This window comes from Pseudoalteromonas sp. PS5, from assembly GCF_004103255.1.
GTDB lineage: Bacteria > Pseudomonadota > Gammaproteobacteria > Enterobacterales > Alteromonadaceae > Pseudoalteromonas > Pseudoalteromonas peptidolytica.
On the sequence record NZ_RCSQ01000168.1, the window covers coordinates 1 to 26,806 of the forward strand.

Here is a 26,806-nt window from a genome sequence, read left to right on the forward strand (position 1 = left end):
TTGTTCTAAATAAGAAATTTTCAACGCGGTTAACGTCATACTTACACCTTCAAATTGAGCAGGTATTAAGTCAAAGTGGTATAATATAAGATGCCCGTGAAAGAGAGCACAACTTGTCCAGCACCCAGACTATTCGTCTTTTGCAAAATCGAGCAACGCCTGTCCTGATAAACGATAAATAATCCATTCACGCTGGGCTTTAGCACCGATACTCTCATAAAAGTCTATTGACGGCTTATTCCAATCAAGTACTACCCATTCAAAACGACCGCACCCTTTCTCTAACGCTAACTGTGCTAAATACTTCATGATCCCTTTACCTGCCCCACTGCCACGTTTATCTTGAGCGACATACAAATCTTCGAGATATAAGCCGTGTTTACCGAGCCATGTAGAGTAATTAAAAAAGTAAACAGCAAAGCCGATAGCGACCCCTTCTGACTCGCAGATCACACTGTGTGCTCTGGCATCTGCGCCAAATAGCTTATCTTCAATTTCAGCTACGGTATTCAATACAGCATCAGGCTCTTTTTCATACACAGCCAGCTCATTGATAAAGTGTAAGATGGTTTCTGCATCTGTGATTTTGGCAGGGCGAATAGAGATGTTCATTGTTACTCCAATAATCAGGTTTCACCCAGCTTAACAAATAATATGAAAAAATAACAATGAGACAAGCAACCAACCAAAGTGAACAAAGCAGCACTTTCATACGTAAAGGTTAGCATTGTTGAAATTGGAGAAAATCAATGCGAAGGACGATCCTTTTTACTTTGTTGCTGCTACTTAGCAAGTTAGCCACTGCCAGTGAAAATGTAATAGCAAACTTTATCGAAAACCCAAAACAAGTTGGTCAAACTAGTCGCATGACATATCTTTTTTGGGATGTGTATGACGCGAGTCTTTTTGCTACCCAAGGTAACTTTTCTGCCACCCAACCATTCGCGCTCAAGTTGCAGTACCTTCGCTCATTAAATGGTGAAGACATTGCCAAACGTTCTCTCGAAGAAATGCAAAAACAAGGCTTTAATGATGCTGAGCTCGGTGATCAGTGGCTCACAATAATGAACAATATATTCCCTGATGTGAAAGATGAAACGGTGCTTCTTGGAATTAAAACAGCACAAGACCATACTCTGTTCTATCACAACGACGAATTGATAGGCGAAGTCAAAGATCCAGCTTTTACCACCTGGTTTTTTAATATCTGGCTCGGTGAAAAAACCACAGAGCCGCAAATGCGCAACGAGCTGTTAGGCCTAAGGAGATAGTTATGCGTTTAATTTTTAGTTCACTGATAATATTGTTTTTAACCGCATGTAGTACAGGAATTGAGGGGGCTAAATACACCTCACTGACGCCAAAATTTGACCCTTATGACTTCTTTTTAGGAGATGTAAAGGCCTGGGGCATAGTTCAAGACAGAGATGGAAATTTAGTACAACAGTTCACCGTAGATATCAAAGGCTCAATCAATAACAGCGGCCAGCTCGTACTCGACGAATATTTTGAGTACCTACTCGGGGACGGTGTAAAAACAAGAGTTTGGACCATTAGTAAAGAAGCTGATAATCAATATTCCGGCGTTGCTGGTGATATTCTTGATAAAGCAACCGGTGGTACATTTGGCAACGCCATGAATTGGCAATACAGAATGGATCTCCCTGTTGGAGACACGAGCTATGAGGTTAAATTTGATGATTGGATGTGGTCATTCAACCAATCAACACTCATTAATCGCTCTTATATCGAAAAGTTTGGGATTGTCATGGCTGAAGTCACTATCTTCATGCAAAAATCAAAGCCATAAAAAACACGCCAAATACGGAGCTTTAGTTTAAGTAGCATTGACAACATGGTTAACGTAATAGCGGTTACGTTAACCACTTTCCTACCATTTAGTTGCCAGTATTTAGGGATAGCGACATAAACACACTAAGTGGGTTGTCGCGATACATACCAAAACGTTCACAACGCTCAAAACCTAAAGTTTCATACAAGTTGATAGCACTTGTTTGCTTTGAACCTGTTTCTAAGCGAATAAGTGGAATTTGCGCTTCACCAGCGTAATGAAGTAAAATCTGCATAATCCGTTTGGATAGCCCCTTCCCCCTATAGCTCGGCTTTACGTACAGCCGTTTAATCTCGCCATAAAGCGTTTTATCAAACTGCTTAACGATAGCTCCACAAGCAACTATACCGTCATCATTTTGTAAACCTACAGCGTAGACATTAGGTTGATTGATCTCTTCCACCGATAAAGATTGTGCACTTGCGATTGGATATAAGCTATTCATAAGCTTATCTATTTCAGAAAACACCGACATTACTTGTGGATCATCTGATTTTAGCTGAATTAATTGCATACCTGCCTCTGAAAACTAAGGCCTATTTTATGATGTCCATATAATATGGACGATATTTTCCTAACCTGAGATTAAGGTAAAGAGGTAATAAAAACGTTGTTTTTAAAGCTCACTTTAAACAGCACTTTCGTCCACTAAAATGCGTTTTATACCAATTTACTTAAATAAACTATTTTGAGGTAAAGCAAGCATATTGATAACATCCAACCACTGCTGCTTTCGCCAACGTACTTATGCCCATTCAAGCTCGGGTAAAAGTTGCTATTTAGTGGTCCCAAACAAAAAGCTTTTCACATAGTAAGCCCCAATTTTACTCCCTCAAATTGAGCAAGTAGTCTGACAGCATAACTAAGTCGTCACCTTTTGCTACCAATACAACCAGTTTGTCATGGCGGTTTGGTGTTAAAAATACGTTTACTACCCAAGCTCAGGTTTACTTTATTTGGCCAGCGTTAAACTATACCGAGTTGGGAGCAATAAGCAAATTATCGCGGCCAGAATTACACCACCAAACAATTGAATTACGTTACCCAACTAACAAAGAACCATAAGCATTTGTTTTAAATATTAAATTTGACGATAAAAAACTGTTACAAAGTGTGGAACAAGCTCAGCTGAGGTTGTTTTGTTGATTTATTGGAGCAAAGGTTTGAATCGTAAACTACGTATTCCGCCCAAGTTTACTCCAGTTTGGTTCTGTATCTAACTGTATAAGTTTAATAGAGGCACCGAAACGATGTGCTAATTTCACTATGGCGTCGACATTTGAAAAAGCTCGAGTTATATCGAGATGAAAAGCGATTGGAGGTGTACTCTACGCGGCATTTTAGGTAGCTTCTACTCATTAAGGAAAATGCAAAAACGTAAACACTAACAACAACACGGTCATGAGCAGCACAAGAGGTAATGATGTACGTGAATTGGGGTGTAAAGTTTTACGAGACATAAGCAAACCTATACGTATCAATTAAATAGCTTACCCTCCTGGTGATTCCTCCCTTTACAACCAGCCGAAAAATATGAACTTGTTTAACTCATAAAAATATTCAAGTTAAAATATACCGTACCTACTACAGCAACTTTAATCTAAGGCAGAGGTTGTTTATCACGTTAACTGTATTACAAACCACCAAAAAGAACCAACACTAAAATAAAAATTAATACAAAATAATTACCAAATACTAAAATAGAGTGATGCCCCCTCAAAAACAAACGCGAAAGCTTTGTTATAGTAAGGGGGCAGATGTGTATTCGCAGTTTAATTACAAACAGGTACACAGCTTAAGAGCAAGCTACAGTGATGTCCCTGTCTGTTTTTAATCCGAACTGCTTACTTATCAGTTGGCTGTAAAACTCACTGCTTTGCATCAATTCATCATGCTTACCTTGTGATTCAACTTTTCCATTTTGGATTACCAAGATATTGTCAGCATCTACAACCGTACTTAAGCGGTGCGCAGCAATAATCGTAGTTCGGCCGGCTTGCGCTTTGTGTAATGCAAGTTGAATAGCAGCTTCCGTATGCGCATCAAGATTAGCTGTTGCTTCATCTAATAAAAGTACAGCTGGCTCCTTCAATAATGCTCGCGCTAACGCAATACGCTGCCTTTGCCCTCCTGATAGAGTGACGCCGCGTTCACCAACTTGAGTATCTAGCCCAACTGGCAGGGTATCGATAAAATGCTTGAGATCGGCATCAATAATAGCCTGCCTCAGTCGCTCCGGATCTGGTTGTTGCTTTGCACCATAAACCAAATTCTCGTATATTGTCGCACACAATAGTGGGCTGTCTTGTGCCACATACCCAACTTGTGATCTAAGACTCTCTTTGTCTATCTCATTCAAATTTGAACCTGCGACTTCGATACATCCACTTTTAGCCTGATAAAAGCCCTGTAGCAATGCGAACAAAGTAGACTTACCTGCGCCAGATGCTCCAACAATGGCTGTCGTTTTTCCAGCCATGAACCTACAACTCAATGTATCAAATATCATTTTGTCATCACGGTAACCAAATGATAACTCTCTGACAATGATTGACTCATTGGTCAAACTTAATTTCACCCCCTCTTCTATTTGTAAAGGAGTAGTCAATATCTCATTGATCCGAATAGCAGCGCCTTTTGCTTTATTGAATGCGGCGACTACCATACTTAGCTGACCCATAGGTAAGACTATATTTAATAAAAACATGATAAAAGCGACAAAAGCACCAAGTGTCATCGCTCCACTTGCAACGCGTGAAGCACCAAACCCTAGTACCAAAACAATAGACCCCATAATAACCAAATTGACTAATGAACCAATCGTAGCAAGTAAGAAATGCTCTTTCATTGCGATATGATAAAGCCCATTTAACTGGCTATTATTGTGATTAGTTTCAAATTCTTGCGCACATTGTGTTCTGAGTAGTCGAATATTAGAAAACAGCTCTGTTAGTCGCCCTAACAAAGATGCTTCCGTATCTTGTAGGTGCTTTGAAAGCATGGTGAGCCTCATTGAAAAAGGTAAAATCAGCATAAAGCTCACCATAACAGCCCCGAGCATTACCATCGTCATTTGCCAATCTAGAAACCATAGAATAATAAAAGACCCCAGTAATGACACCACACCAGAAAGAAATGAAACTGATTGCTCACTCACCAGATTTTCAATAATTTCTGTATCTTTCACGATACGGTTTGCAGGCTCTCCAGCTCGAGTGTTATCAAAAAATGACATCGGTAAAGCTATAATGTGGTTAAATAAATCTGCACGCAACTTGCGTTTTTGCTCATTACCAATCTTTCCCATAATATAAGTCATTACTCCAGTTAAGATCGCAGAGCCTATTAACACCGCGAGCAAAACTAGCGCTTGTTCATTGGTAAACATCCCTGTCTCACTCAGCTTATCTAGTAGCGCTTTCGTTTGTAGCGGGACTAACAACCCTAAAAGACTAGACATCAAGGTCACTACAAAAAGTGTCGACAACAACAGCCCACTAGGCCTTGTGCGACGCACTAATCGAATTAATGATGCTGTACTATTCATATTTATATATTCCTGTTGATTTCACAGCAACATAATTGACCAAATCCCAACCTCAGTCAAATTAAAAATGACCTATTGGTCACTTTTAATTTGACTGTATACTATTTACGATTACAGGAGGCATGATGTCTGATAAGCGAAAACTAATTTTGGAGTGTGCAGAAGCACTGTTGGTTTCTGAAGGAGACTGTGCGTTTAGTATGCAAACTATCGCCGACTCCGTAGGGATCTCAAAAGGGGCTATTTATTTGCATTTCAGGTCAAAAGAAGATCTACTATTAGCTGTATTTCAAAGTCAAACCAACAACTTACTGGAAAAAATAACCACGGTTTTGAAAAACGCCACACTCACCCCCGACGAAAAACTGCGGCAACAAATTCGCTTTCAACATGAAGATTTACAGCAATATCAGGCGATGTTTAACCTGTTATTACAAGAGGAGTCTCTAAGTTTGAACCACAGCCTACTCATGTTTTACCAAGAATTCCGCTTGACTTGGTTGACCTTACAAGTAGGATTTTTGAGGGAGAAGTATGGTGACCAAATTCAACGCTGGGAAACCGACTTGGCGATGACGTTAGACGGAATAATCGCTAATTACCTTTCCCTTTCGGTTGTCGAGGGAATTGACTTTGACACTGAAAAGTTGGTCAATTGGGTTGTATCTTGCTTAGACTCAATCTGTACACAGCTACCAAAGCATGGTCTACCGCCCGTATTGACCGAAAGAGATCTCCCTTCACTCAAAGAAATTGAAGCGAAAAAGCAGCAGCTACAACAACAACAAGTTCAGCAAGCATTTTCTCAGCTCAAAAATAAAGCGCAAAAGCTGAAGCTATCCGAACCAAAGCGAAAAATAGTTGAACATACCCTCACACTGTTAGAAAACCAATTACAAAATAACAACCCAGATACAATATTACTAAGAGCATTAATCGCTGGACTAAGAGATTATCGAGGCCTCAACAATGAGCGTCAATTACTCGCAGAAAGACTAGATGTAGAAGTAGTGTAGGTAATAGGATAACCAAAAATACTTATTTCTGGTTATCCCGTTAAATCACGCAGATTTATTTTTTATGAGATGAGCACCGTTTGTGCAACTAAAATTAGATATTAACTCATTTTTTTACAAATCTTCGGCTATTTTATTTCATCAGCTTCCGATTACTCACCTTTTAACGCCGCGAGCTCCGCTTTTAGATTCAATATTTCTTGATTAAGTGTAGATATATGAACATCTTTTTGAGCACTCTCCTCTAACAGTAACATATTACTATTTTCTAGCTCTGTAATTTCTTGCTGCTGATTTTGAGTAGTATGAGTCAATTCCGAAATTGTTTTATTTAGGCTGTCATTTTCATTGACTAATGACGCCACTTTATTTTCTAAAATGTTAGATAAGTTTCTTAAATTAACAATCTGAGTACTAAGACTACTGATACTCAACTCCGCTGAGTCTAGTTGGCTCTTGCATAGTTGCAAAGTGCTTTTAGCAAAAAGACCACCTTGACTAAGTCGAGCAATTTCAGTTTCACTGAGCGCTCTACTGTATATTTGAACATCATCCAACACTGATGCGCTGTGACTATATAGAGTCGACTTTTCCCACGTTGCAAACCGTAACCTTCTGCTAGTATCTGCTATTGAGCCATTCCCCACATACTCAGTACCTCTTAACTCACCGTTTCTATATAATTTTATATACTCACCTTCACGCACACCTGTAATAAAGTACCACTCATTGAGTGTAAGCGCTTCATAATCTCTAACGCTGACGGACTGCTTGTCTACTTCAACTCCAAATGTAAGTCCTTTGGAGCTTCTACCGCTACAGATAGATAAATGCCACTCATTTGTTCCCGGCTTATCTCCGCTGTGCCACTTATTAACTGCGGCACATCGGTTCCAATTACTCGTTGTAGGTTGGAGCTTTTTAACCCAAAACGCGACGGTAAAATCACCATTGCCAAAGTTTAAACTTTCACTATCAGGTATAATAGCGGTATCATTTACACCATCAAATTTTATTCCAAGATTATTTTTCCCCTGCGTAGTTACAGGGCCATTGTAAAATGTACCGTGATTTTCACCAACAGAGTCGATAACAGCCTGAGCATTGTCTAGCTTCCACAAACTTACAAGTCCATCTGGGTTTTTATCTAATGCGTAAGAAAAGAACGAGAAAAAAGATATAAAAATAATAATAAACTTTGGGAAATAACCAGTTAAAAGCATAAATATCCTATATAAAGTTTTTAATTTATTATAATACATTTCAAAATTAATAAATCCAACTAAAATCCCATTCCTATATATGCAATAAATTCAGGAGATATGAAAACCACCTATTTCCCCTCTCAACACTATCGTAACATAAGCAACACACCAATAAGCTGCTATATTATTGAGGGGAACTCAGGAGGATAAGATGTTAACAGCATTGAAAAATAGCATGCCTGTGCTGATCGTGACAGCTGACTGGAAGGTGAGCCACTCAACCACTGTAGCTCAGCAGCTACTTCACTCTCCAGATACACTTATCAACCAACACCTAGAAGACCTATTCATATTTCCTTCTTGTACCACCGAGCATCGTTCACTGTCGGAAGGTGCACTCATACAGGTATCACTTCGCGGATCCCCAACAGTACAATTTTTATTGTCTTTTTATGATGTAAAAAGCAATGAAATATTTGTGCATATTGCAGAATTATCAACGTATTACTGCCAGAACCCATTGGAAGATGAGCAAACTCGAATTTTAAGGCACGCTGTAAATAGCGCCAACCTTGGTGCTTGGTGTTACGACTTAGTCAATAAAAGTGCCTATTTTTCACCAAAATTTAAATCCCTAATTGGCTTACCTGTATCAGCAGCTTTGGATTGGGGATCACTACAAGACATGATCTATGATGAAGACCGGCCACTGTTTACTGAATTTTTATCACACCATATAGAACTCGGCTTGATGTTACACTTTGAATTTAGGATTGAAGTTAAAGGAAAACTGAGGTGGTTTGAGTTAAAAGGCGAGCAAGTAAAATACTGCGTTCGTACCCATAGCATATATGGTATTTTGGCAGATTGTACACACGAAAAAGACATGTTAAGTGCTTTGCATGACGCAGAAGAAAGTAAAGCCCTGGCAATGCAAGCAGGAAAAATAGGCACATGGCGAGCGACTAGAGTTTCAAAGCAGTGGCTTTGGAGCTGGGATCATCAAGCGAATAAAATCTTCAAACTTCCAGAAGATGCTATAGGTCAATTAAGTCAGTGGGAGCAAAGCTTACACCCTGAAGATAAGCCTCGTGTTACCAAAGCACTTGAACACTCGCTATTAACTGGTGAAGTGTTTGAACAACGTTATCGCGGTTTGCTCAGTGATGGAGATATTATCGTCGCCTATGCTAAAGGTGTAGTAGGGAAAAATGAAGCTGGAGAGCCTGCTCGTATCGACGGTGTGGTTATCGATCAAACTGATGTTTATATCGCGCAAAAAAAATTACAGCACATTAATCAAGAATTGGAACAACGCGTCGCTGAACGTACCGCAGACTTGCAAGCGGCAATCAGCAAGGCTGAGCAAGCAAACAGCACCAAATCCGACTTTTTATCAATGATGAGCCACGAGCTAAGAACGCCTATGAATGGCATTATCAGCTCGCTAGACTTAATCGGATTGTCAGAGCTTGATGAAGATAACAAAGAGCTGTTAGAAACAGCACAGATCTCTGCTAATAACTTAGTTGCCATTTTAAATGACATTTTAGATCTCGCCAAAGTGGAACAAGGAAAAATGGAGCTCGAAAGCTACCCATTTTCACCTTCGAAAATGATTCACAATATTCTTAAGACATTCGAGGCTCATGCCAAAGAGCATCGCGTACAGCTCCTTGTACTTGAAGATCAGAGCCTTCCACTAGAGGTAGTAGGTGATGAAAACCGTACTCGGCAAATTATTTTTAACATTCTTAGTAATGCCATCAAATTTAGCATGCCCGAGCGTGACGAGGGGGCTTTTGTCAAAATATCGGTTCATTGGGAGTCTGAAGGCGTCGCGTTGTCTCACCTTATTTTTGAGGTAGAAGACAACGGTATAGGCATCGCAGCTGAAGTACAAAAAAAACTGTTTACCCCCTTTACACAAGCAGAACGCTCCACCACAAGGAAATATGGCGGAACAGGGTTAGGACTTGCAATTTGTGGCAAACTAATCGATTTAATGGGTGGCAAAGTGGCATTGGAAAGTCAATTAGGTAGTGGCTCTACGTTTACTATCAGTATTCCCGTTTGGCAAGCAAGCCCTGAGCAACCAAAAAATAAGATTTTCGAAACGTTATATTGGTTTTGTGATATTTCGTGGCAAAGCCAAGTAACGCTTAAACAACTTTATCAGGCATGTTTACATTGCTGCCATAAGCTAGTCGCTATTGATGCAATAGAGCAAATGGAAGAGACAAACAATTGCGCATTAGTTCACGTTATCGTTGGTAGAAACAATACCGGCAGTAATATAGATAGTTATCAAGTGCCGACATTACTGTTTGTTGATGAGCGGTCAATGCGGTCTGCTGCTAATTGCCCACCTTTGTCTCAACCGTCCAAACCCGTATCGCCTCAAACATGTTATTCAATAAGGCAATTGTTAGAAAAGCTCGCTGAAAAGACAAAGCAATGTGAAGTAACAAAGCTAGAAAATTTGAGCGATTTCAGCGCCATTGATGAGTTTTTATTGCATCAAGATGCTGCTGTTCAAAGCGGCTGCGCAGCTGTCGACAATAAGACAGCCGTTCATATTTTACTTGCTGAAGATAATCCATTTAACCAAAAGCTCCTAGTCAAGCAGTTAACTAAGCTCGGATTATCGTGCGATATTGCCAACAACGGCAGCGAAGCGCTAGCTATGTTTAAAAAACAAAGATATCAGTTATTGCTTACTGATTGTCACATGCCTGAACTTGATGGTTACGAGCTTGCTAAGTTGATACGTGCATTTGAGTCTGCCAACACGCTCAACCCAACTCCCATCATTGCTGTAACTGGTGCTGCAATGAAGGGTGATAAAAAGTTGTGCCTTGATAGTGGTATGAATGACTATGTCAGCAAACCTGTCAGGTTAACAGAGCTTCAAAGTACATTGGGCAAATGGCTAAAGATGGAATTAAAGTTATGAGTAAAACCCTCAACCCTAATGTGCTGATCGAACTAATCGGCGATGACTTTATTACGGCTAAAAAGTTTTATACTGACTTTTTAATTCAATCAAAATCGAGCTTTGCAAAAATGAGGGCAACGTATCAAGATAACGATTTAAAGCGCTTGAAAGATGAAGCGCACTATCTTAAAACCTCAGCAAAAGCTGTCGGTGCTGAGTTATTAGCAGACTATTTACAGGAGCTAGAATACGCTGCAATGGACGGCAACAGCAGCCTATGCGCCGAAAAGATAAAAGCTATCCACCATGAAATTGGCAGCGAATTTGTCAGGGAATTAAAGGCATACCTCTCCTCTCCCCCCCATAGTTAATACCTACTAGGTAACCTGAGGTTTGGGTAAAGAATGTTCCAACTCATTGTTGCTAATGCACAACTTAGTTTTTCCCCTGCCTAGCCAGAGAGTTTTAGGGAAAACACCGCTCCCGCATCCTGCTCTCGCTAAGGTACCCACATCCTGTAGGCAAGGCGAATTTATGCACCAATAGCCGGCTATTGGAAGTGAATTCAACGCAGTTAGCGCTAAGGAGTAAACCTGGCGCTAACTACGTTAAAAGCTTCTTATTTAAAAATACTAAATAGCAAAATTTTTGCCTACCTACATATACTTAGGTATCTTGGCACTAGCAAGACGCAGAAACGATGTTATCGACAAGATTTTCTCGCCTCAAAATAGATCTCTTAATTAAGGCACATGGTATAACCTGCTCAGCCTCGAGCTGCAATATTATGAGTCCTACTTTATTACCATCAGCCACACTGTTGCTGTGCGGACATTTTATGATGGTTTGAGACTTATAAAAGTTACTAGTGACACCAACTAGCGATTGAAGATGAGCCTAATTCACTGGGGGATCCGTGCCAATAAATCAGTTTCTCCCATATCGATGTCGATTTGATTAAGCAATGTTGTTACCTGTCCTCTATGGTGTGTCTGATGATTAAATAAATGGAGTAGTAACAAGCTTAATTTGCGAGCGAAAGTCTTACCTTTTGTGTTCTGATAGTGAAGCTCTGTTGCTAGGACTTCATCTGTTACCTCTTCAACAAAATTTATAATGATTTCATCCATTGCTACCCTCGCAGCCCTCAAGGTCGCAAACTCATCATATAGTAGGTAGTCTAATTTTGATGGTATTGTCATATCTAGTAATGGATGCAATGTTTTGAATGGATGGCTACTTGTAGAAAATCGTTTGAGCCAAATAACATCTGCAACAAGAATGTGATTTAACGACCCTATGATAGAACTAAAAAAAGCCCCCCGAGGTTGGTGTAATTCAATGTCGCTTAATTCTGCAATTGCCTCAAACATCCTTTCATTCATCCAGCGATTGTAATCTGCCATTAATTCAAAATGTGATTTCATCTACTATTCTAATTCCCTAAAAAAGCCTAACGTGAATTTTTGGACAAGAAGCAAACAACTTCTCTTACCAAGGTATGAAAAGGAGGCTTGCTCTCACTAAAATAGCGCCTACACTTGCAACAAGGCGGGCATCAACTATCCAAAATTCAGATTAACAATGTTCATGAAGTAGATCAAAGTTAACGGTGTTCAAAGTCCCAACCAATCTATTTTACTGTACGATTCAATCAAAACAATCAATTATACAAATAGAGAAACTCTCGGCATACTAGCCACATCAACTTAAGAAGGAAAGCAAAATGTTAAAGAATATTGAAGGTCAACACGTACCACAGGTTACATTTCCAATCAGAGAAAATGATCAGTGGAAGCACATCACCAGCGATGAAATCTTTAAAGGTAAAACCGTCGTTGTGTTTTCATTACCAGGTGCATTTACACCAACATGTTCATCGACTCATCTGCCTCGCTATAACGAACTTGCGAGTGTATTTAAGCAAAACGGCGTTGACGAAATTGTATGTTTATCTGTGAATGATACCTTTGTAATGAATGCGTGGGCCCAGTATCAAGAAGCGCAAAATATAACGCTACTCCCTGATGGTAATGGCGAATTCACTGACGGCATGGGGATGTTAGTCGATAAAAATGATTTAGGCTTTGGGAAACGAAGCTGGCGCTATTCAATGCTAGTTAAAGATGGTGTGATTGACAAAATGTTTATTGAGCCAGAAAAGCCGGGAGACCCATTTGAAGTGTCAGACGCAGACACCATGTTAGAGTATATTAACCCTAGTCAAATAAAGCCTGAACCCGTGACTATTATCAGCAAAATTGGCTGTCCGTTCTGTGAAAAAGCCAAGGCATTACTAACGGAAAAAGGGCTAGCATACGAAGAGTTAGTACTAGGTCAACAAGCATCACTAACCAGCCTTAAAGCGCTGTCTGGACGTGAAACTGTACCACAGGTATTTATTGGTGGTAAGCATATTGGTGGCTCAGACGACTTAGCCGAATATTTTGCGTAAATAACTTCAATAACCTTATTACACAGTGACTTGGTATATACAGATATCAAGTCATACTGCGCCCCCCAACACGAGCAAATAAGACAGTGAATCATATATTGTCAAGGGGGTTTACACTTTCAAATTTTGGGATCAACAAATGAAAAAGATAAACACTGACGTAGTCGTGATTGGTGCGGGAACTGCTGGTCTTAGCGCCTATAGAAATGCTAAGAAATATACATCAGAAGTATTAATGATCGAATCAGGTGTATATGGAACTACTTGTGCTCGCGTTGGGTGTATGCCCAGTAAGCTACTAATCGCAGCGGCAGAAGCGGCACATCAAATTGAAACTGCGCCAAAGTTCGGTGTAAAAGTACCACCAGCCACAATTGATGGCAAAGCAGTAATGGCAAGAGTAAAAAGCGAGCGTGACCGCTTTGTAGGCTTTGTTGTGGATGCCGTTGATGAATTACCTAAGCACGATAAACTGCAAGGTAAAGCCAAATTCATAGACAATCACACGGTACAATTAGATGAGCATACGCAGATCACTGCCAAACGTTTCGTCATCGCCACAGGCTCTAGACCAAGTTACCCTGAGGCGTTTAATAACTTTGGAACACGCTTAGTCATTAATGACAACGTATTTGACTGGGACGACCTGCCGCACTCTGTCGCTGTATTTGGACCTGGAGTAATTGGCTTAGAGCTTGGCCAAGCGCTGCACCGCCTAGGTGTGAAAGTCAAAGTGTTTGGCGTTGGCAAAGGCCTTGGCCCTTTGACGGATCCCATTGTGAAAGATTATGCGACTACTGTACTTAGCAACGAATTTTATCTCGATACCGATGCCAACGTCTCACAGATGAAGCAAGTGGGCGATAAAGCCGAACTCACCTATATAGATAAGCAGGGTTACCCACAAACAGAGCAGTTTGATTATGTGCTAGCTGCCACGGGGAGAGTGCCTAATGTTGATAATTTGGGGCTAGAAAATACAAGCCTTGAACTTGATAGTAGAGGCGTTCCTATAGCTGACCCACACACTATGCAATGCCTTGATGGCTCAGGTAACGCGCACATTTTCATTGCTGGCGATGCCAGTGATCAAATCCCATTGTTACATGAAGCTGCGGATCAGGGCACCATTGCAGGTGAAAATGCCGGTCGCTTTCCGGATGTTAGAGTCGGACTACGCCGAGCCAAACTTGCAGCAGTCTTTAGCGATCCGCAAATAGCGATGGTAGGGGCAAGTTACAAGGAGCTAGAAAAACAATACGGTGATTGTGGCTGTTTCGCCATCGGCGAGGTGAGCTTTGAAAATCAAGGCCGCAGTCGAGTCATGTTAAAAAATAAAGGACATATGCGCGTTTATGCTGAGCAGGGGACTGGGCTATTCTTAGGTGCGGAATTTGTTGGCCCTGCGGCTGAGCATATCGCTCATTTACTGGCTTGGGCGCTGCAAAATAAGATGACAATACCACAAATGCTTGAGATGCCGTTTTATCATCCAGTGATAGAAGAAGGCTTAAGAACTGCGCTTCGTAACCTCAATGCCAATCTAAAGTTTGGACCCGACATTATCGCTCATTGTTTAGAGTGCGGACCAGGTGCATAAGCATTTCTTGATTTAATAGCTGATCGGCAGGTAAACCAGTACTTCACTGGTTTACCCGTTAACGTCTTGCATCTACTTCTCTGGCGAGATCTTTGTTTATTGCCCTTATAGTATTGATAACTGAGGACTCAGACACAGGACTTGAGAAATAATAGCCTTGAACTTTATCAACATTAGCCTCTTTACAAGCATAATACTGCTGATACCTTTCAACACCTTCCACCACAATACTTAACTGCAAGCTTTTCAACATATTTATTAAGCCAAAGAAAACTCTTTCCCCCATTTCATCTGCTTCTATTCTATCGGTAAGGGATTTGTCTACCTTTACAATATCAATTGGATAATTTAGCAGGTGAGAGATAGACGAATAACCGGTACCAAAATCGTCTAAAGCAAGTTTACAACCAATATCCTTAATGCGATTTAAGCTAGTCATTACTCGCTCACTATCATTAAGCAGCGCGGTTTCGGTCAGCTCGAATGTGAATAACCCCCCTTCCATGTTTGCACGCTCAAGACAGTCATTGATAAAAACAGGTAAGGACATATCCACCAGCTGCAACGGTGAAAGGTTAATGGCTAAACGGATCGGATAGCCGAATTTCGAGTTAATTTGTTTTAATGTGTAGATCGCATGCTCAATAATCCATTTTCCTAAAGGCTCTATTAACCGTGACTCTTCCGCTACCAAAATAAATTCCTGCGGACTGCTAGTGAATTTAGCAGTAGGCCACCTGATCAGCGCCTCAAGTGATACCACCTTCCCTTGGCGAATATCTACGATAGGTTGAAATGCAAGCTCGAGCTCTTGTTTGTCGATTGCTCCTCTTAGGTCTTGCTCAACGTTATATTTCATTTGAAACTCAGTCTGCATGTTATCTTCAAATATACATGCCGCACTGCTCTTAGCTGATTTCGATCTAAAAAGTGCAATATCAGCGAAGCGGATAAGGTCATCTGCTCGCTTACCGTTTAGAGGATAAAGCGCTAGCCCCATTCGTACTTGGCAGCGAATATCCTTAGACATAATAGAATAGGTACGACTTAATAGCTTTATTAACTTTTCTGCCTCAATTTTTATTTGTAATGGGTTGTCGCAAGATACCAGCAAACAAGCAAACTCATCTCCCCCAAAACGGCTTACTATATCTTCGGGTTTGGTATGCCGATTAAAGCTTGCACCAAGCTCAACCAGCAATTGATCGGCTGCCTCATGACCAAACCGGTCATTGATTTTTTTAAAATCAACAATATCTACAATCAAAACCCCAGCACAGCTATATCGACTTTTGCCTGCTTGCATCAGCCGTTGACAAGTTTCTTCAAAGTAATAACGATTATACAAGCCGGTGAGCGCATCCAGCTCAGCCATTTCTTTTACTTGTAAGTAACTATCGTGGAGCTGGCTTTCAAGTTCAAAGCGCTTTCTCGCTTGAATAATTGAGCGACTCAATATTGAGGCTGTGACTTCTTCTTTTAATAAAAAATCCTGAACCCCTAAATCAAGGCACTTTAATACCAGCTCATCAGATTGCGCATTACTGATCATAACGATAGTTAGATCTCGAATATGGTTAATCCGTTTCAGCTCTATCAATAGGTCTAAGCCATTCTTTGCTGGCATATTGTAATCAAGAAGCAACAAATCAAACGAAAGCTGTTCAAGAGCAATTATCCCCTCTTCAACACTCTCCACTTCGGTAAGTTGATGCTCGATACCTCCCTTTATTAAAGAGCGGCGGATCATTTTCCTATCAACAATATCGTCATCGACCAGCAATATATTCATATATGCACCATTTACTTCGCCGGAAACTGCACTATCCGCCAATACCTATCCAACATACCCACTAAACTCGACATCGAGTCACTAGCCTGCTCTTTTAAAAAATAACCGGCAACATTATTTGCATAGCTGTGGTGAATGTCATCCTCGTCTTTTGACGTAGTAAGCACAAATACCACCGTTTCTTGTAACTGACTATCTGCTCTTAACTTCTCTAAAAATTCAAGCCCGCCCATCCGTGGCATCTTTAAATCAAGAAGAGTAATAAACGGTAATCAACTTGGCCACCTCGCAGTAATTCGAGTGCTTCAACGCCGTCAATTGCTCTAACCATAGGATTCATGATTTTGCACTTTGCGAAGCTTCTTTTTACTGTCATATAATCAACGTCGTCATCTTCAACAACTAACACTGTAATATCCTTATTTTGCATCTCTTATTCGCCTAAATAGGATTCACTCTGATGTCTACTTTTGGCCACTTAATTACAAATTCGGCGCCTACATCTGTATCCAATATCTCAATGCTACCACCATAATAATCTAGTACTTTTTTAATAATCGCGAGCCCCATACCACTGCCTTCTTGTTGGTCTCGGGGTTTGAGTGTTTGAAACATTTCGAATACTTTTTCTCGATACTCTTTGGGGATCCCGGGGCCATCATCAGTAAAATGCAACTGGTATAATTCTGGCGTCTCTTTGATGTCTATGATCAAATTACCACTCTCACAATGGTGATGTTTCAGTGCGTTACTGATCAGGTTTCGCGTGACAACCTCAAGGGCTGTTTTTGGTAAAGTGACCATTAGTGATGCACATTGCAGTGTTAGCGTTGACTCGATATCAATTGAGTCATAAATTTCTTGTGAAAACTCACTAAATTCAAAAGTTTCGCATTCACTATGCTTGCGATTAACCCGTGAATATATCAACAAGTCATGCAACAGCTTATTCATTCTAGAGACGCGCTGCTGGATCAACGCAAAGTTTTCTTTTGCCCCTTCAGGTAATTCATCTTCATCAATCCAAGTTACTAGTTTTGAAATCGCATTGAGTGGTGCTTTTAAGTCATGTGAAGCTATATATGCAAATTCATCTAATGCGTCATTTGAGCGTCTGAGCTGCACAACCAAATGCTCTCGCTCGGTAACGTCACTCGAGAGCCCCAATATAAACGCGGCACCATTGGCATCATAAAATCGCTTCTTGCGAGTGAAGAGTGTACGTACGCCGCCATCTGGAAAGGTTACCGTCTCATAGCATTCGGCATATCCGCTAGCAAATGCAAGCTTGTCGTCTTTGATACACGCTTCCACCTCCTCAGGGTGATACGACTCTAAAGTGGTGTAGCCGATAATTTTCTCACGGGCAGACTCTGGGTACATTGAACGAAAAGCGTCATTTGCTTTCACAATCCTGAACTTGTCATCTTTAATGAAGGCATAGTCAGGAATATTGTCGAAGATTAGATCAGAGAGCGAGTCATCACCAACAAACCGCTCTGCTTTGGCGAGGGGGACTGAATTTGTCATCGTTATTCCTTTAAATCACGTATACTTTTGTATAGTAAAAATCGCCGTTTATTCAAGCAAAAACCGCTCTTTTGTTATAAAAGTGTTTTAATTCATGAATAAAGCGTATACTTTCATTAAGGTACAACCTTGGTACAACCTTGGTACAACCTTGGTACAACCTTGGTACAACCTTGGTATGACGTTGACATCGCAGCAAAGCAGGTTTAACGCTATATTAAACCTTGAGCCATCTGATTGGCAGCCTCGCGTAGGAGTAGAGTAACACAATGTTTGAAGAAGTGACTGAGCTTAATGATTGCACCGTGGTCATTATTGAAGACTCCCCGCTGACACAAAAAGTATTAACAGCTTGCCTTGATGATATGTGCACAGTGGTTGCATTTGAAGGCGCTGAAAAAGCCATTGACTATATTAAACTCGCTCTGCCGGACTTAATCCTAATGGATTGGATGCTCGATGGGCTCACTGGCATTGACGCCTGCAAAGAATTGCAAAAGGATCCGATCACAGCGCAAATTCCGGTTGTATTTGTTACTTCAAATATAAAAGAAAATCAGCAAGAAATGTGCTGGGACGCAGGGGCGGTCGATTTTATCAGTAAGCCTATTGTTGCTCGAACACTGGTAAACCGCGTAAAAACCCATTTAAAGTACAAAAAACAGGCTGATCAGCTAAGAGAATATTCTTATGTTGATGGGTTAACAAAAGCATTTAACCGTCGGCTTTTTGAGTCAGATCTTGAAAAACATTATCGCGGTGCAAAGCGAGCCGAGCATGCTTTGAGTGTTATTATGCTTGATGTTGACTACTTCAAACTGTACAACGACGAATATGGACATCTTATGGGAGATGACGTATTAAAGCATGTGGTTAAGTCTGTCAAAAGCCATATCCGTCGCCCAATGGATGCCGTGTACCGCTACGGTGGCGAGGAGTTTGTAATTTTACTCCCAAGCACCCCTTACGACTCGGCAATTAAGATCACCGAGCGTATTATCAAGCATTTTTTCGATGCCAAAATCGAGCATAAGCATTCCCCTTTTAACTATGCGTCCATCAGCGCTGGAGTTGCAACTTACAATGCACAAAGCCATCACGAGTCAGCCGCCTCGCTGGTACAACAAGCTGATGATGCACTGTATGAAGCAAAACATGGCGGAAAAAACAAAGTCTGCGGCGCAAACAGATAAAAGGCCTCACTTAATGTGAGGCCTTAACGTTTTTATTCATATCGCAATGAATTGATAGGCCTTGCCTGCGCAGCTACCATAGTTAAAGAACCTACTGTCACCCAAGCTATTACAAAGGCTATCACAGCAGCGGCCAAAAATGGGACAAAAGATAGCTCAATGCGATAAACAAAATTATTCAACCACTCTCTCATCACAATGTATGCCAACGGCCAAGCAATCAGGTTTGCAATCAAGACTTGTTTTGAAAACTCTTTGTTGATCAATAAGACAATGTCCATCACTGAGGCACCCAACACTTTACGCACGCCAATCTCTTTTGTCCGACGTTTCGTTGTAAAAGAAGCAAGGCCAAAAAGTCCAAGGCACGCAATGAAAATGGCAAGGAGAGAAAACAAGTTAAACACAGTGATTTCTTTATCCTCTTGTTGATACATCTGTTCAAACTCAGTTTGAAGATATGTCAACTCCATCTGTTGCTCGGGTATCAGCTTACGCCAAGTCGCCTCTATAAAATCGCGAATAAGCGACGCATCTCCTTGGAATTTAATTGCCATCGCATTCCCCTCTCCTTCCCTTAACAAGTGATAGGTTGGACTTATTTCTGTTCTGAGCGACGAGAAGTAATAGTTCTGTGTGACGCCAATGATGGTCGCTGTTGCACTCGAGTGTCGAGTTAATCTCACTTCAAACGTTTTACCGATAGCCTCATCAGAGCTGAACCCAAGACTCTGCGCTGCTTTTTCATTTATCACAACAGAAAAGTGAGGGCGTGGATTGGTCTCACTAGGCAGAGTAAATATATCCGCAGGAAAATCACGGCTAAACCCACGGCCAGTTAGTAGTTTGATGTTGTAGCTGCTAAAGTAATCTTCATCGACTGCTAAAGTAGGCATGGTTTGCGATAATTGAGTCTTAGGGTTAACCATTCCAAAGGCATCAACTATGCTTTGTGTTGGTACAGCAGAGCTTGCCGTTACACTGTTAATATTTGGATGTGAGAGCAGTTCTGTCTTCAGTGCACTGCGTTGCTGGCTTGCAATATCGGTATAGAGACGATTCAGTACAAAAGTGTTGTCTTTGTCATAGCCCAACTCTATCGCTCGGGCGTATTTTAATTGTTGGTTTGACACTACAGTGGCAATAATAAGCACGATGGCAACACTGAATTGGAACACCACCAGCCCTTTGCGTAACAGTGTCCCTGACCTACCTTGTGTGATTTCTCCTTTGAGTACCTTGGCGGGTTTAAAGCCGCTCAGATAAAAAGCAGGATACGAACCTGAAATGAGCCCAACGACAAAGCCTAGTAGCAATAGAATAGCTAAAATAACGGGCTGTGAATAAAAATCAAAACTAAGTGGTTTACCAATAAAGCTTGCGAACATAGGTAAACAAGCCTCAACCAGTGCCACGGCTATGATCAAGGCAATATAACTTAACATCATCGCTTCAACGATGAACTGTACAACCAAATGCTGCTGCTTCGCACCCAAGGTTTTACGCACCCCAACTTCTTTTGCTCGCTTAGTAGCAGTCGCGGTAGATAAATTCATAAAGTTAACACAAGCAATAAAAAGAATAAGTGCCGATATCACACTAAATGAATATACCGTATTAATGTCACCGTTTTCTTTCATCTCGCCATACATTTGAGAGTGAAGATAAATATCGCTGACAGGCATTAATGTAAAGTCTAACGTGTCACTCGCACCATGGCCGTAGCGGTTCTCTAAATAACTTGGGATTTTTGCCTCTACGTCGTGCCCCGACACGCCATCAGCAAGCCTAACATAAGTGAAATAGTTAAAACTTGGGTCACGCTGCCAACTGGTATCACCATAATAAGTTGTTGCCGTTTCCATACTGATTAGTGCAAACACATTCAAATGAGTGCGCTGTGGTAAATCTTTGATAACCGCAGTGACTTTCAAAGGTAACTTTCCATCACCTAGTAACGCTTCGCCAACAACAGAGGTGCGGCCAAAATAAAGCTCTGCGGCAGCTTCTGTTAGCACGATGGAATTAGGATTATTGAGCGCAGTTTGGCCATTACCATGTAGTACTTGCAAAGAAAAAAAGTCTATAAAGTTCGCATCAGCAAGCAGTACACCCTCATGAATAAAGCTCTCCCTACCTTCACCAAGTGCTACCGTCACCTGTCTAAATCGAGTAGCATCGACGACTTCTTCAAAATGTGTTTTGTAGTTTTGGGCATTAAACACTTGCCCCTGAGCATAATAGATTTCAGGCGCACTGGGAGGCATCCACTTTACTGACGAACGATACACTTGCTCGTGGTTCTGGATAAACTTGTCGTAGCCAAGCTCAGATTCAACAAAAATTGCCATACTAATACAAATAGCAAGACCAATCGCCAAACCCAAAATATTAATAGCCGAATAAAGCTTTTGTTGTAGCAAGCTACGATACGCAATCAAGAGATAGTTTTTAAGCATAACGTACCTCCTGCATTTGGCTGGAAACGATATGCCCATCCAAAACGTGAATCGTTCTGTGTGCATAATTTGCATGGTGCTCAGAGTGCGTTACCATCACAATTGTCACGCCTTCTTGATTGAGTTGAGCCAGCAACCCCATCACCTCTTCACCATTTTTGGAGTCTAGGTTACCAGTTGGTTCATCCGCTAAAATCATTTTTGGCTTGGCGACAATGGCTCGTCCAACTGCAACTCGCTGCTGCTGACCACCGGAAAGCTGTTGTGGGTAGTGATCTTTACGGTGAGCAATATTCACTTTCTCTAATACCGCAGTGACACGTAGCTCGCGCTCCTTTTTTGCAACTCCCTGATATACCAAAGGTAGCTCAACATTTTCGTATACTGTTAGTTCATCAATCAAGTTAAAGCTTTGGAAAATAAAACCAATATTGTCTTTGCGAATATCCGCCAATTGTCCCTCTGTTGAGTGGCTGATGTCACTACCATCAAAAATATACTCACCACCATCAAGCTGATCTAACATGCCGATAATATTCAGTAGAGTAGATTTACCTGAGCCTGATTGCCCCATAATGGCCACAAACTCACCGCGCTCAATTACCAGCGAGACGTCCTCTAGCGCGTAAGTTTCAACCAATTCTGTACGAAAAACTTTATTTATTTTTGTTAGCTGTATCATATTCTTGTGCCTTCTAAATCTTGTTAACTTGGGGTTTGGCTTACACTTAGTGCGTCAGGCTTACTGACTGCATATCCTTGAAGCTACCGTAACTTGAGGTGATCACTCGGTCACCCACTGCCAGTCCATCTAGTACTTCAATAAATTTGTTATTACGCAGACCAAACGTCACCGGCTTTTTCACCGCCACTTGACTGCCTTGCTCTAACACAAACACCCATTGACCACCGGTATCTTGATAAAATCCGCCATTTGGCAACAATGTTGCTGACTTAGCATCTGCCAGTAATAAATCCAACTGTAAGCTTTGCCCTCTGCGGATCCCACTCGGTAAGGCATCATTAAAGGTTAACTCTACCTCAAATCGCCCATTTGACACCTCGGCATACACTTTTGCTAGGGTTAACTCATATTGTTGACCTTGCAAAGACAATCTTGCAGCTTGTCCTGCATACACACGGCCAAGGTAAAATTCATCGATTTGTGCCGACACTTTATATTGAGAAACGATATCAACTTGACCTAACCGCGCTCCCCTTGCTTTAGATGCACCCAACTCTGCACTGAGTGCAGTCAACTGTCCATCAATAGGCGCTTTGATTATCAAATTCTCTAAGTTCTTACGGGCAAACGCTAAGTTTTTATTTAATTGCTTAACACTGTCTTCTAGCTGCGCAATTTGTGCGGTACGGATCTTTTCATCTTGTTGTTGCTGCTCAATAATTAGTTTGCGGCGATTTTTCAAATACACAGTTTCGTCTTCGGCGGCTTGCAGTTCATCTTTTGAAACCAAGTTACCATTACCTAGGCGCTTAAACTGAGCAAGCTTTCGTTCACTTTGACTAACTTGAAAGTCCAACTCCAATAGATCCCGTTTTAAATTTAAGCGATTTTGATCTATTGCTAAGCGTGTATTGTGCAAGTTATTCAGCTGCTCTGAAATTTGCGCCTCGCGAGAAATAACATCAAGCTGCAAGCTGGTGTTGCTTAGCGCAAGTAGCTTGTCGCCTTTTTTTACCATGGCTCCCTCTTCTACAAAGCGCGCCTCTACTCGCCCTCCTTCTATGGCGTCTAAGTACACTGACTTACTTGGGGTAATATTACCTCTTAGAGGGATCAGATCATGAAACTCCCCTTCTGTGACAGTGCTTATTTTGATCCGATTGATATCAACATTAAATCGATTCCCGCTACTCGTCGCAGCACTACCGAATGCAAAGTATGCGACTACAACCATAGGCAGAGCCAACCACCAAAGTCGGAATTTTTTGTTAGGTGTTATTTTTCTATCCATTTTGTCACTCACTTGAATTTAGTTGGATTTAATAACTCAAGTTACATGCCAAATAAAAAACAGCATAAAAATCATAAAGATAAGTTTAAACAATAAAATAAAGGAACAAAAGAGTGTAAAAAAATTAAACACCTAGTGTACGATATCGTACAGTTTTACGAGGTAAGGAGATCCTATGGCGGTCAATAACAAAGCGATTTTAGTTGTAGACGATAACACCGAAATACTTGTCGCCACGAGAATGTTGCTCAAACAATATTATAAAAAAGTGGTAACGTTAGATAATCCCCATGACATTAAAAAAGCGATGTCTGAACAAGACTTTGCGCTAGTACTGTTAGACATGAACTTCACTCGAGAGTCTACCTCGGGTGCTGAAGGCTTTTATTGGCTAAAGCAAATAAAAGCAATCGATGAAGATGCTGTCGTTGTGCTCTTTACCGCCTACGGTGACCTAAACATGGCGGTTGATGCTATTAAACTTGGCGCCAATGATTTTGTACTTAAGCCTTGGCAAAATGAGAAACTTCTGGCCACAGTCGCAAACTGCATTGAACTGAGCGAACAAAGACAAAAGTCCAAAAAACTGACGCAGCTCGCACAAATTTCAATGGCTGCACAACATAAACCGTTTGAACACTTAATTGCGTCAAGTCCCGCCATGGAGCAAGTCTTTCAAACCATAGAAAAAGCGGCAAAAACCGATGCCAATGTGCTTATTTTAGGTGAAAGTGGCACAGGGAAAGAAGTCGTCGCGAGGGAGCTACACAAACAATCATTGCGACAAGAGCACACTTTTATATCTGTGGACATGGGGACGATTGCCAGCTCGTTATTTGAGAGTGAACTGTTCGGTCATGTCAAAGGTGCATTTACTGATGCCAAGAGCAATAAGCCAGGCCGTTTCGAATTGGCAGACTCCGGAACTTTGTTTTTAGATGAAATCGCAAATATTCCCTTAGCATTACAAGGGAAACTACTTACCGCTATCCAAAATAGAATAGTCACGCCTGTAGGTGGCAGCAAGCAAGTTGAAGTCGATTTACGGCTGATCACAGCAACCAACATGAACCTATATGATATGGTTCGTGAAGGTAATTTTCGCCAAGATTTATTATATCGCATCAATACGGTTGAGTTGACGCTCCCAGCGCTCAGAGATAGGCCTCAAGACATTCCGTTACTTATCGAGTTTTACGCCGATTTATATAGTAAAAAGTACAAGTTAGCGCGCAAAACTGTCAGCGATAAAGTGATGGCAGAGCTAGTACAGTACCAGTGGCCAGGTAATATCCGTGAGTTGCAGCATTTAGTGGAGCGTGCCGTTATTTTGTCTGACTCGGCACAGCTCGAGTTCCAACTCACTACATCAAAAACACATGCACCTGACAACCTAGTGACAGACTCTTACAACCTGGCAGAAATTGAGCAAAAAACCATTGAGCGCGCGATTAAAGACTTCAAAGGCAACATCAGTCATGCAGCTAAAGCGCTTGGCATAACACGCGCATCGCTTTATCGAAAAATGGAGAAGTACGATGTGGAATAAGCCTCTTACTCGAATGATAGCTTTTCAACTTGGGGCTATTTTATTCGCGACGCTTGGGGTTTTAGGCCTACTTCATAGCTACGCTCACCTGTTTAGCATACTGGCTGTCGCTATTGCCGCGGGGTTCTCTGCTTTATCTATTTCCACATTAAAAAACCAAAAACAACAATTCGAAGAGGTATTTACTGCGCTCAAATACCAAGATAGTAGCTTTCGGATTAATCATGCACACCCTATTAGTGAGCAAGCGCTCACTGTTTGTCACGAAATGATGCAAAAGGTGCGAGAAGATAAAGTCAAACAAGATGAGTTAGTGACCACTTATGAAACCATGTTACAACATATTGAGGCAGGTCTGATCCTCATAAAAAATGGCCATACTATTATACTCTGTAATAACAGCGCAAAGCAGTTACTCGATATTCGCGGTGCCGAAACAGGAACTTCATTGTTAAAAGTTCACCCAGAGCTTGAACAGGCCAAAGTAGGTAGTCATATTACTGCCGATCTACTATTTAAATACTTCACTTTTTCTAATCATAATAACCAATACGAGCTTTGGCTGTTTACCGCTATCTCAGAGCAGCTTGAAAGTACGCAAATTGAATCTTGGCAAAAGTTGATCCGAGTACTTATTCACGAAATTGGTAATTCAGTTGCGCCCATCTATTCACTCTCTAATACACTTGTGAACATGACTAACAATCACCTCGCAGGTACAGTAGCAGACAAAGAGCTTGTTGAAGACTATCTTCAGAGCTTACAAGCCATAGGGATACGCAGCCAATCTTTGCTCGGGTTTATCGATAATTATAGAAAGCTCACCCATATTCCAGAGCTTGAGCTGAGACCAGTTACAGTCAAAGCACTGTTTGATGATATTGCTCCCCTTGTCCAAAACGAATTTAACGAAGCCAAAATCTCTTTGTCCTTTGATGTTTCCCCTGCGTCACTGACCATCAAGATCGATAGAAAAATGATAGAGCAAGTGCTATTGAATCTCCTCAGCAACGCCAAAGAGGCGCTTAACGCAACATCTAACAAGCAAGAAAAAGTAGTCCAAGTAACCGCTACTATTAATCGCTACGGCAAATGTGAGATAAAGGTCACAGACAATGGTGTAGGAATAGAGCAAAGTGCCATTGATAAAATTTTCGTGCCGTTTTTTACTACCAAATCCAATGGCTCAGGAATAGGACTTGCACTTAGTCAACAAATTCTTCATCGTCATAAAGGCCGGATTAGTGTCTGCTCCGAAATCGAAAAAGGCAGTTGTTTTAGTTTATTGCTATGAAGCGACATCACAAGGTAAGTAGCTTGAGGTAATGGTCTGCGCCCGCATTCGGCATCAGTGTGCCTTGATTGAATTACAAAAAATCAAGGCACACTGATGGTGCTGCGGCTATGCCTTTTTAATCGCCTTTTTCAGCTTTTTGATTTTAGCTTCATGCTTTTCAATCTTTGCTTTACGGGCTTTTATTTCCTTTTTAAGTTGCTTTATATCGTCTTTTTTTCGCCATGAGAAAACTCCTTGATTAATTGATTTTTGTCCACTTAATATCAACTAATTCCTAGCTCAGTTAAGCCAACTAGTTGAGATTATACCAATTTGCTTAATTAAGTGGTCTATTTTGAGGCGTGAAAACCTTGTCGATAACACCGCTTCTGCGCCCTGCTATCGCTAAGGTACCTAC

Annotated in this window: 24 protein-coding genes; 11 read left to right on the forward strand and 13 right to left on the reverse strand. The window is 41.1% G+C overall.

Going from position 1 to position 26,806, the window contains the following annotated elements:
• Nucleotides 1-129 precede the first annotated feature (129 nt).
• A complete protein-coding gene (locus tag D9603_RS18490; RefSeq protein WP_128732406.1) occupies nucleotides 130-612 on the reverse strand; it encodes a GNAT family N-acetyltransferase in 483 nt (160 codons plus the stop codon).
• A 137-nt stretch (nucleotides 613-749) separates the two neighbouring features.
• On the opposite strand from D9603_RS18490, the gene D9603_RS18495 reads away from it, so the two are divergent.
• Together D9603_RS18495 and D9603_RS18500 are read left to right on the forward strand one after the other, a co-directional pair.
• Nucleotides 750-1,271 carry a chalcone isomerase family protein gene (locus D9603_RS18495; protein WP_128732407.1) on the forward strand — a complete coding sequence of 174 codons (522 nt, stop codon included), beginning with the start codon at nucleotides 750-752 and terminating at the stop codon, nucleotides 1,269-1,271.
• Nucleotides 1,272-1,273: 2 nt separating this feature from the next.
• A complete protein-coding gene (locus D9603_RS18500) occupies nucleotides 1,274-1,810 on the forward strand; it encodes a DUF3833 family protein (RefSeq protein ID WP_128732408.1) in 537 nt (178 codons plus the stop codon).
• 88 nt (nucleotides 1,811-1,898) lie between these two features.
• Here the strand turns inward: D9603_RS18500 and D9603_RS18505 are convergent, their stop codons facing one another.
• The gene (locus D9603_RS18505) at nucleotides 1,899-2,366 is read right to left on the reverse strand and encodes a GNAT family N-acetyltransferase (protein WP_125252546.1); all 468 of its coding nucleotides are present in this window, start codon (nucleotides 2,364-2,366) and stop codon (nucleotides 1,899-1,901) included.
• A 1,281-nt stretch (nucleotides 2,367-3,647) separates the two neighbouring features.
• Nucleotides 3,648-5,399, reverse strand: coding sequence for an ABC transporter ATP-binding protein (locus D9603_RS18510; RefSeq protein WP_128732409.1), 1,752 nt, complete (start codon nucleotides 5,397-5,399; stop codon nucleotides 3,648-3,650).
• 125 nt (nucleotides 5,400-5,524) lie between these two features.
• On the opposite strand from D9603_RS18510, the gene D9603_RS18515 reads away from it, so the two are divergent.
• Nucleotides 5,525-6,415, forward strand: a complete 891-nt coding sequence (locus tag D9603_RS18515; protein WP_128732410.1) for a TetR/AcrR family transcriptional regulator — start codon at nucleotides 5,525-5,527, stop codon at nucleotides 6,413-6,415.
• A gap of 152 nt (nucleotides 6,416-6,567) precedes the next feature.
• Here D9603_RS18515 and D9603_RS18520 read toward each other — a convergent pair whose 3' ends face one another.
• The gene (locus D9603_RS18520; protein WP_161972766.1) at nucleotides 6,568-7,638 is read right to left on the reverse strand and encodes a LamG domain-containing protein; all 1,071 of its coding nucleotides are present in this window, start codon (nucleotides 7,636-7,638) and stop codon (nucleotides 6,568-6,570) included.
• A 193-nt stretch (nucleotides 7,639-7,831) separates the two neighbouring features.
• On the opposite strand from D9603_RS18520, the gene D9603_RS18525 reads away from it, so the two are divergent.
• Both D9603_RS18525 and D9603_RS18530 read left to right on the forward strand, forming a co-directional pair.
• Nucleotides 7,832-10,576 carry an ATP-binding protein gene (locus D9603_RS18525; RefSeq protein WP_128732412.1) on the forward strand — a complete coding sequence of 915 codons (2,745 nt, stop codon included), beginning with the start codon at nucleotides 7,832-7,834 and terminating at the stop codon, nucleotides 10,574-10,576.
• The gene (locus D9603_RS18530; RefSeq protein WP_128732413.1) at nucleotides 10,573-10,929 is read left to right on the forward strand and encodes an Hpt domain-containing protein; all 357 of its coding nucleotides are present in this window, start codon (nucleotides 10,573-10,575) and stop codon (nucleotides 10,927-10,929) included. The genes D9603_RS18525 and D9603_RS18530 overlap by 4 nt, the downstream gene beginning before the upstream one ends.
• Nucleotides 10,930-11,460: 531 nt before the next feature.
• On the opposite strand, the gene D9603_RS18535 is transcribed toward D9603_RS18530, so the two are convergent.
• Nucleotides 11,461-11,985 (reverse strand): DinB family protein, encoded by a 525-nt coding sequence (locus tag D9603_RS18535; protein WP_128732414.1) that lies wholly within the window; start codon nucleotides 11,983-11,985, stop codon nucleotides 11,461-11,463.
• Nucleotides 11,986-12,284: 299 nt separating this feature from the next.
• Here D9603_RS18535 and D9603_RS18540 point away from each other — a divergent pair, with 299 nt between their 5' ends.
• Both D9603_RS18540 and D9603_RS18545 read left to right on the forward strand, forming a co-directional pair.
• A complete protein-coding gene (locus tag D9603_RS18540) occupies nucleotides 12,285-13,013 on the forward strand; it encodes a glutathione peroxidase (RefSeq protein WP_125252539.1) in 729 nt (242 codons plus the stop codon).
• Nucleotides 13,014-13,152: 139 nt separating this feature from the next.
• Nucleotides 13,153-14,613: a dihydrolipoyl dehydrogenase gene (locus tag D9603_RS18545; protein WP_128732415.1), complete on the forward strand. Its 1,461-nt coding sequence runs from the start codon at nucleotides 13,153-13,155 to the stop codon at nucleotides 14,611-14,613.
• A gap of 58 nt (nucleotides 14,614-14,671) precedes the next feature.
• Here D9603_RS18545 and D9603_RS18550 read toward each other — a convergent pair whose 3' ends face one another.
• From D9603_RS18550 to D9603_RS18560, 4 genes are read right to left on the reverse strand one after another with little or no spacing between them, the layout of a single operon-like run.
• Nucleotides 14,672-16,405 (reverse strand): EAL domain-containing response regulator, encoded by a 1,734-nt coding sequence (locus D9603_RS18550; protein ID WP_128732416.1) that lies wholly within the window; start codon nucleotides 16,403-16,405, stop codon nucleotides 14,672-14,674.
• 11 nt (nucleotides 16,406-16,416) lie between these two features.
• Nucleotides 16,417-16,638, reverse strand: a complete 222-nt coding sequence (locus D9603_RS22340) for a hypothetical protein (protein WP_347232149.1) — start codon at nucleotides 16,636-16,638, stop codon at nucleotides 16,417-16,419.
• An 11-nt stretch (nucleotides 16,639-16,649) separates the two neighbouring features.
• Complete coding sequence (locus tag D9603_RS22345) at nucleotides 16,650-16,835, reverse strand: hypothetical protein (RefSeq protein WP_347232150.1); 186 nt, start codon at nucleotides 16,833-16,835, stop codon at nucleotides 16,650-16,652.
• 11 nt (nucleotides 16,836-16,846) lie between these two features.
• Nucleotides 16,847-17,935, reverse strand: coding sequence for a PAS domain-containing sensor histidine kinase (locus tag D9603_RS18560; RefSeq protein ID WP_128732417.1), 1,089 nt, complete (start codon nucleotides 17,933-17,935; stop codon nucleotides 16,847-16,849).
• Between the two features lie 94 nt (nucleotides 17,936-18,029).
• Between D9603_RS18560 and D9603_RS21710 the strand changes: the two genes are divergently transcribed.
• The gene (locus D9603_RS21710) at nucleotides 18,030-18,200 is read left to right on the forward strand and encodes a hypothetical protein (RefSeq protein WP_161972767.1); all 171 of its coding nucleotides are present in this window, start codon (nucleotides 18,030-18,032) and stop codon (nucleotides 18,198-18,200) included.
• 4 nt (nucleotides 18,201-18,204) lie between these two features.
• Nucleotides 18,205-19,128 (forward strand): diguanylate cyclase, encoded by a 924-nt coding sequence (locus D9603_RS18565; RefSeq protein WP_128732418.1) that lies wholly within the window; start codon nucleotides 18,205-18,207, stop codon nucleotides 19,126-19,128.
• 32 nt (nucleotides 19,129-19,160) lie between these two features.
• Here D9603_RS18565 and D9603_RS18570 read toward each other — a convergent pair whose 3' ends face one another.
• From D9603_RS18570 to D9603_RS18580, 3 genes are read right to left on the reverse strand one after another with little or no spacing between them, the layout of a single operon-like run.
• Entirely contained in the window at nucleotides 19,161-21,587 is a 2,427-nt protein-coding gene (locus D9603_RS18570; RefSeq protein WP_128732419.1) for an ABC transporter permease, read from the reverse strand.
• The gene (locus tag D9603_RS18575; protein ID WP_128732420.1) at nucleotides 21,580-22,269 is read right to left on the reverse strand and encodes an ABC transporter ATP-binding protein; all 690 of its coding nucleotides are present in this window, start codon (nucleotides 22,267-22,269) and stop codon (nucleotides 21,580-21,582) included. The genes D9603_RS18570 and D9603_RS18575 overlap by 8 nt, the downstream gene beginning before the upstream one ends.
• 46 nt (nucleotides 22,270-22,315) lie before the next feature.
• On the reverse strand, nucleotides 22,316-23,563 hold the full coding sequence (locus D9603_RS18580) for an HlyD family efflux transporter periplasmic adaptor subunit (RefSeq protein WP_128732421.1): 1,248 nt from the start codon (nucleotides 23,561-23,563) through the stop codon (nucleotides 22,316-22,318).
• A gap of 175 nt (nucleotides 23,564-23,738) precedes the next feature.
• On the opposite strand from D9603_RS18580, the gene D9603_RS18585 reads away from it, so the two are divergent.
• Together D9603_RS18585 and D9603_RS18590 are read left to right on the forward strand one after the other, a co-directional pair.
• A complete protein-coding gene (locus tag D9603_RS18585; protein WP_128732422.1) occupies nucleotides 23,739-25,112 on the forward strand; it encodes a sigma-54 dependent transcriptional regulator in 1,374 nt (457 codons plus the stop codon).
• Entirely contained in the window at nucleotides 25,102-26,406 is a 1,305-nt protein-coding gene (locus D9603_RS18590) for an ATP-binding protein (protein ID WP_128732423.1), read from the forward strand. The genes D9603_RS18585 and D9603_RS18590 overlap by 11 nt, the downstream gene beginning before the upstream one ends.
• Nucleotides 26,407-26,514: 108 nt before the next feature.
• Here D9603_RS18590 and D9603_RS21895 read toward each other — a convergent pair whose 3' ends face one another.
• A complete protein-coding gene (locus tag D9603_RS21895) occupies nucleotides 26,515-26,676 on the reverse strand; it encodes a hypothetical protein (RefSeq protein ID WP_170178655.1) in 162 nt (53 codons plus the stop codon).
• Nucleotides 26,677-26,806 lie beyond the last annotated feature (130 nt).

Bases quoted from the DNA above. Each gene is read 5' to 3' on its own strand.
- D9603_RS18490 (WP_128732406.1), bottom strand. From the start codon at position 612: ATGAACATCTCTATTCGCCCTGCCAAAATCACAGATGCAGAAACCATC.
- D9603_RS18550 (WP_128732416.1), bottom strand. From the start codon at position 16,405: ATGAATATATTGCTGGTCGATGACGATATTGTTGATAGGAAAATGATC.
- D9603_RS18570 (WP_128732419.1), bottom strand. From the start codon at position 21,587: ATGCTTAAAAACTATCTCTTGATTGCGTATCGTAGCTTGCTACAACAA.
- D9603_RS18495 (WP_128732407.1), top strand. From the start codon at position 750: ATGCGAAGGACGATCCTTTTTACTTTGTTGCTGCTACTTAGCAAGTTA.
- D9603_RS18565 (WP_128732418.1), top strand. From the start codon at position 18,205: ATGTTTGAAGAAGTGACTGAGCTTAATGATTGCACCGTGGTCATTATT.
- D9603_RS21710 (WP_161972767.1), top strand. From the start codon at position 18,030: ATGAATAAAGCGTATACTTTCATTAAGGTACAACCTTGGTACAACCTT.
- D9603_RS18515 (WP_128732410.1), top strand. From the start codon at position 5,525: ATGTCTGATAAGCGAAAACTAATTTTGGAGTGTGCAGAAGCACTGTTG.
- D9603_RS18580 (WP_128732421.1), bottom strand. From the start codon at position 23,563: ATGGATAGAAAAATAACACCTAACAAAAAATTCCGACTTTGGTGGTTG.
- D9603_RS18590 (WP_128732423.1), top strand. From the start codon at position 25,102: ATGTGGAATAAGCCTCTTACTCGAATGATAGCTTTTCAACTTGGGGCT.
- D9603_RS18560 (WP_128732417.1), bottom strand. From the start codon at position 17,935: ATGACAAATTCAGTCCCCCTCGCCAAAGCAGAGCGGTTTGTTGGTGAT.
- D9603_RS18505 (WP_125252546.1), bottom strand. From the start codon at position 2,366: ATGCAATTAATTCAGCTAAAATCAGATGATCCACAAGTAATGTCGGTG.
- D9603_RS22340 (WP_347232149.1), bottom strand. From the start codon at position 16,638: ATGGGCGGGCTTGAATTTTTAGAGAAGTTAAGAGCAGATAGTCAGTTA.
- D9603_RS18520 (WP_161972766.1), bottom strand. From the start codon at position 7,638: ATGCTTTTAACTGGTTATTTCCCAAAGTTTATTATTATTTTTATATCT.
- D9603_RS18530 (WP_128732413.1), top strand. From the start codon at position 10,573: ATGAGTAAAACCCTCAACCCTAATGTGCTGATCGAACTAATCGGCGAT.
- D9603_RS18545 (WP_128732415.1), top strand. From the start codon at position 13,153: ATGAAAAAGATAAACACTGACGTAGTCGTGATTGGTGCGGGAACTGCT.
- D9603_RS18510 (WP_128732409.1), bottom strand. From the start codon at position 5,399: ATGAATAGTACAGCATCATTAATTCGATTAGTGCGTCGCACAAGGCCT.
- D9603_RS18535 (WP_128732414.1), bottom strand. From the start codon at position 11,985: ATGAAATCACATTTTGAATTAATGGCAGATTACAATCGCTGGATGAAT.
- D9603_RS18585 (WP_128732422.1), top strand. From the start codon at position 23,739: ATGGCGGTCAATAACAAAGCGATTTTAGTTGTAGACGATAACACCGAA.
- D9603_RS22345 (WP_347232150.1), bottom strand. From the start codon at position 16,835: ATGCAAAATAAGGATATTACAGTGTTAGTTGTTGAAGATGACGACGTT.
- D9603_RS18540 (WP_125252539.1), top strand. From the start codon at position 12,285: ATGTTAAAGAATATTGAAGGTCAACACGTACCACAGGTTACATTTCCA.
- D9603_RS18525 (WP_128732412.1), top strand. From the start codon at position 7,832: ATGTTAACAGCATTGAAAAATAGCATGCCTGTGCTGATCGTGACAGCT.
- D9603_RS18575 (WP_128732420.1), bottom strand. From the start codon at position 22,269: ATGATACAGCTAACAAAAATAAATAAAGTTTTTCGTACAGAATTGGTT.
- D9603_RS18500 (WP_128732408.1), top strand. From the start codon at position 1,274: ATGCGTTTAATTTTTAGTTCACTGATAATATTGTTTTTAACCGCATGT.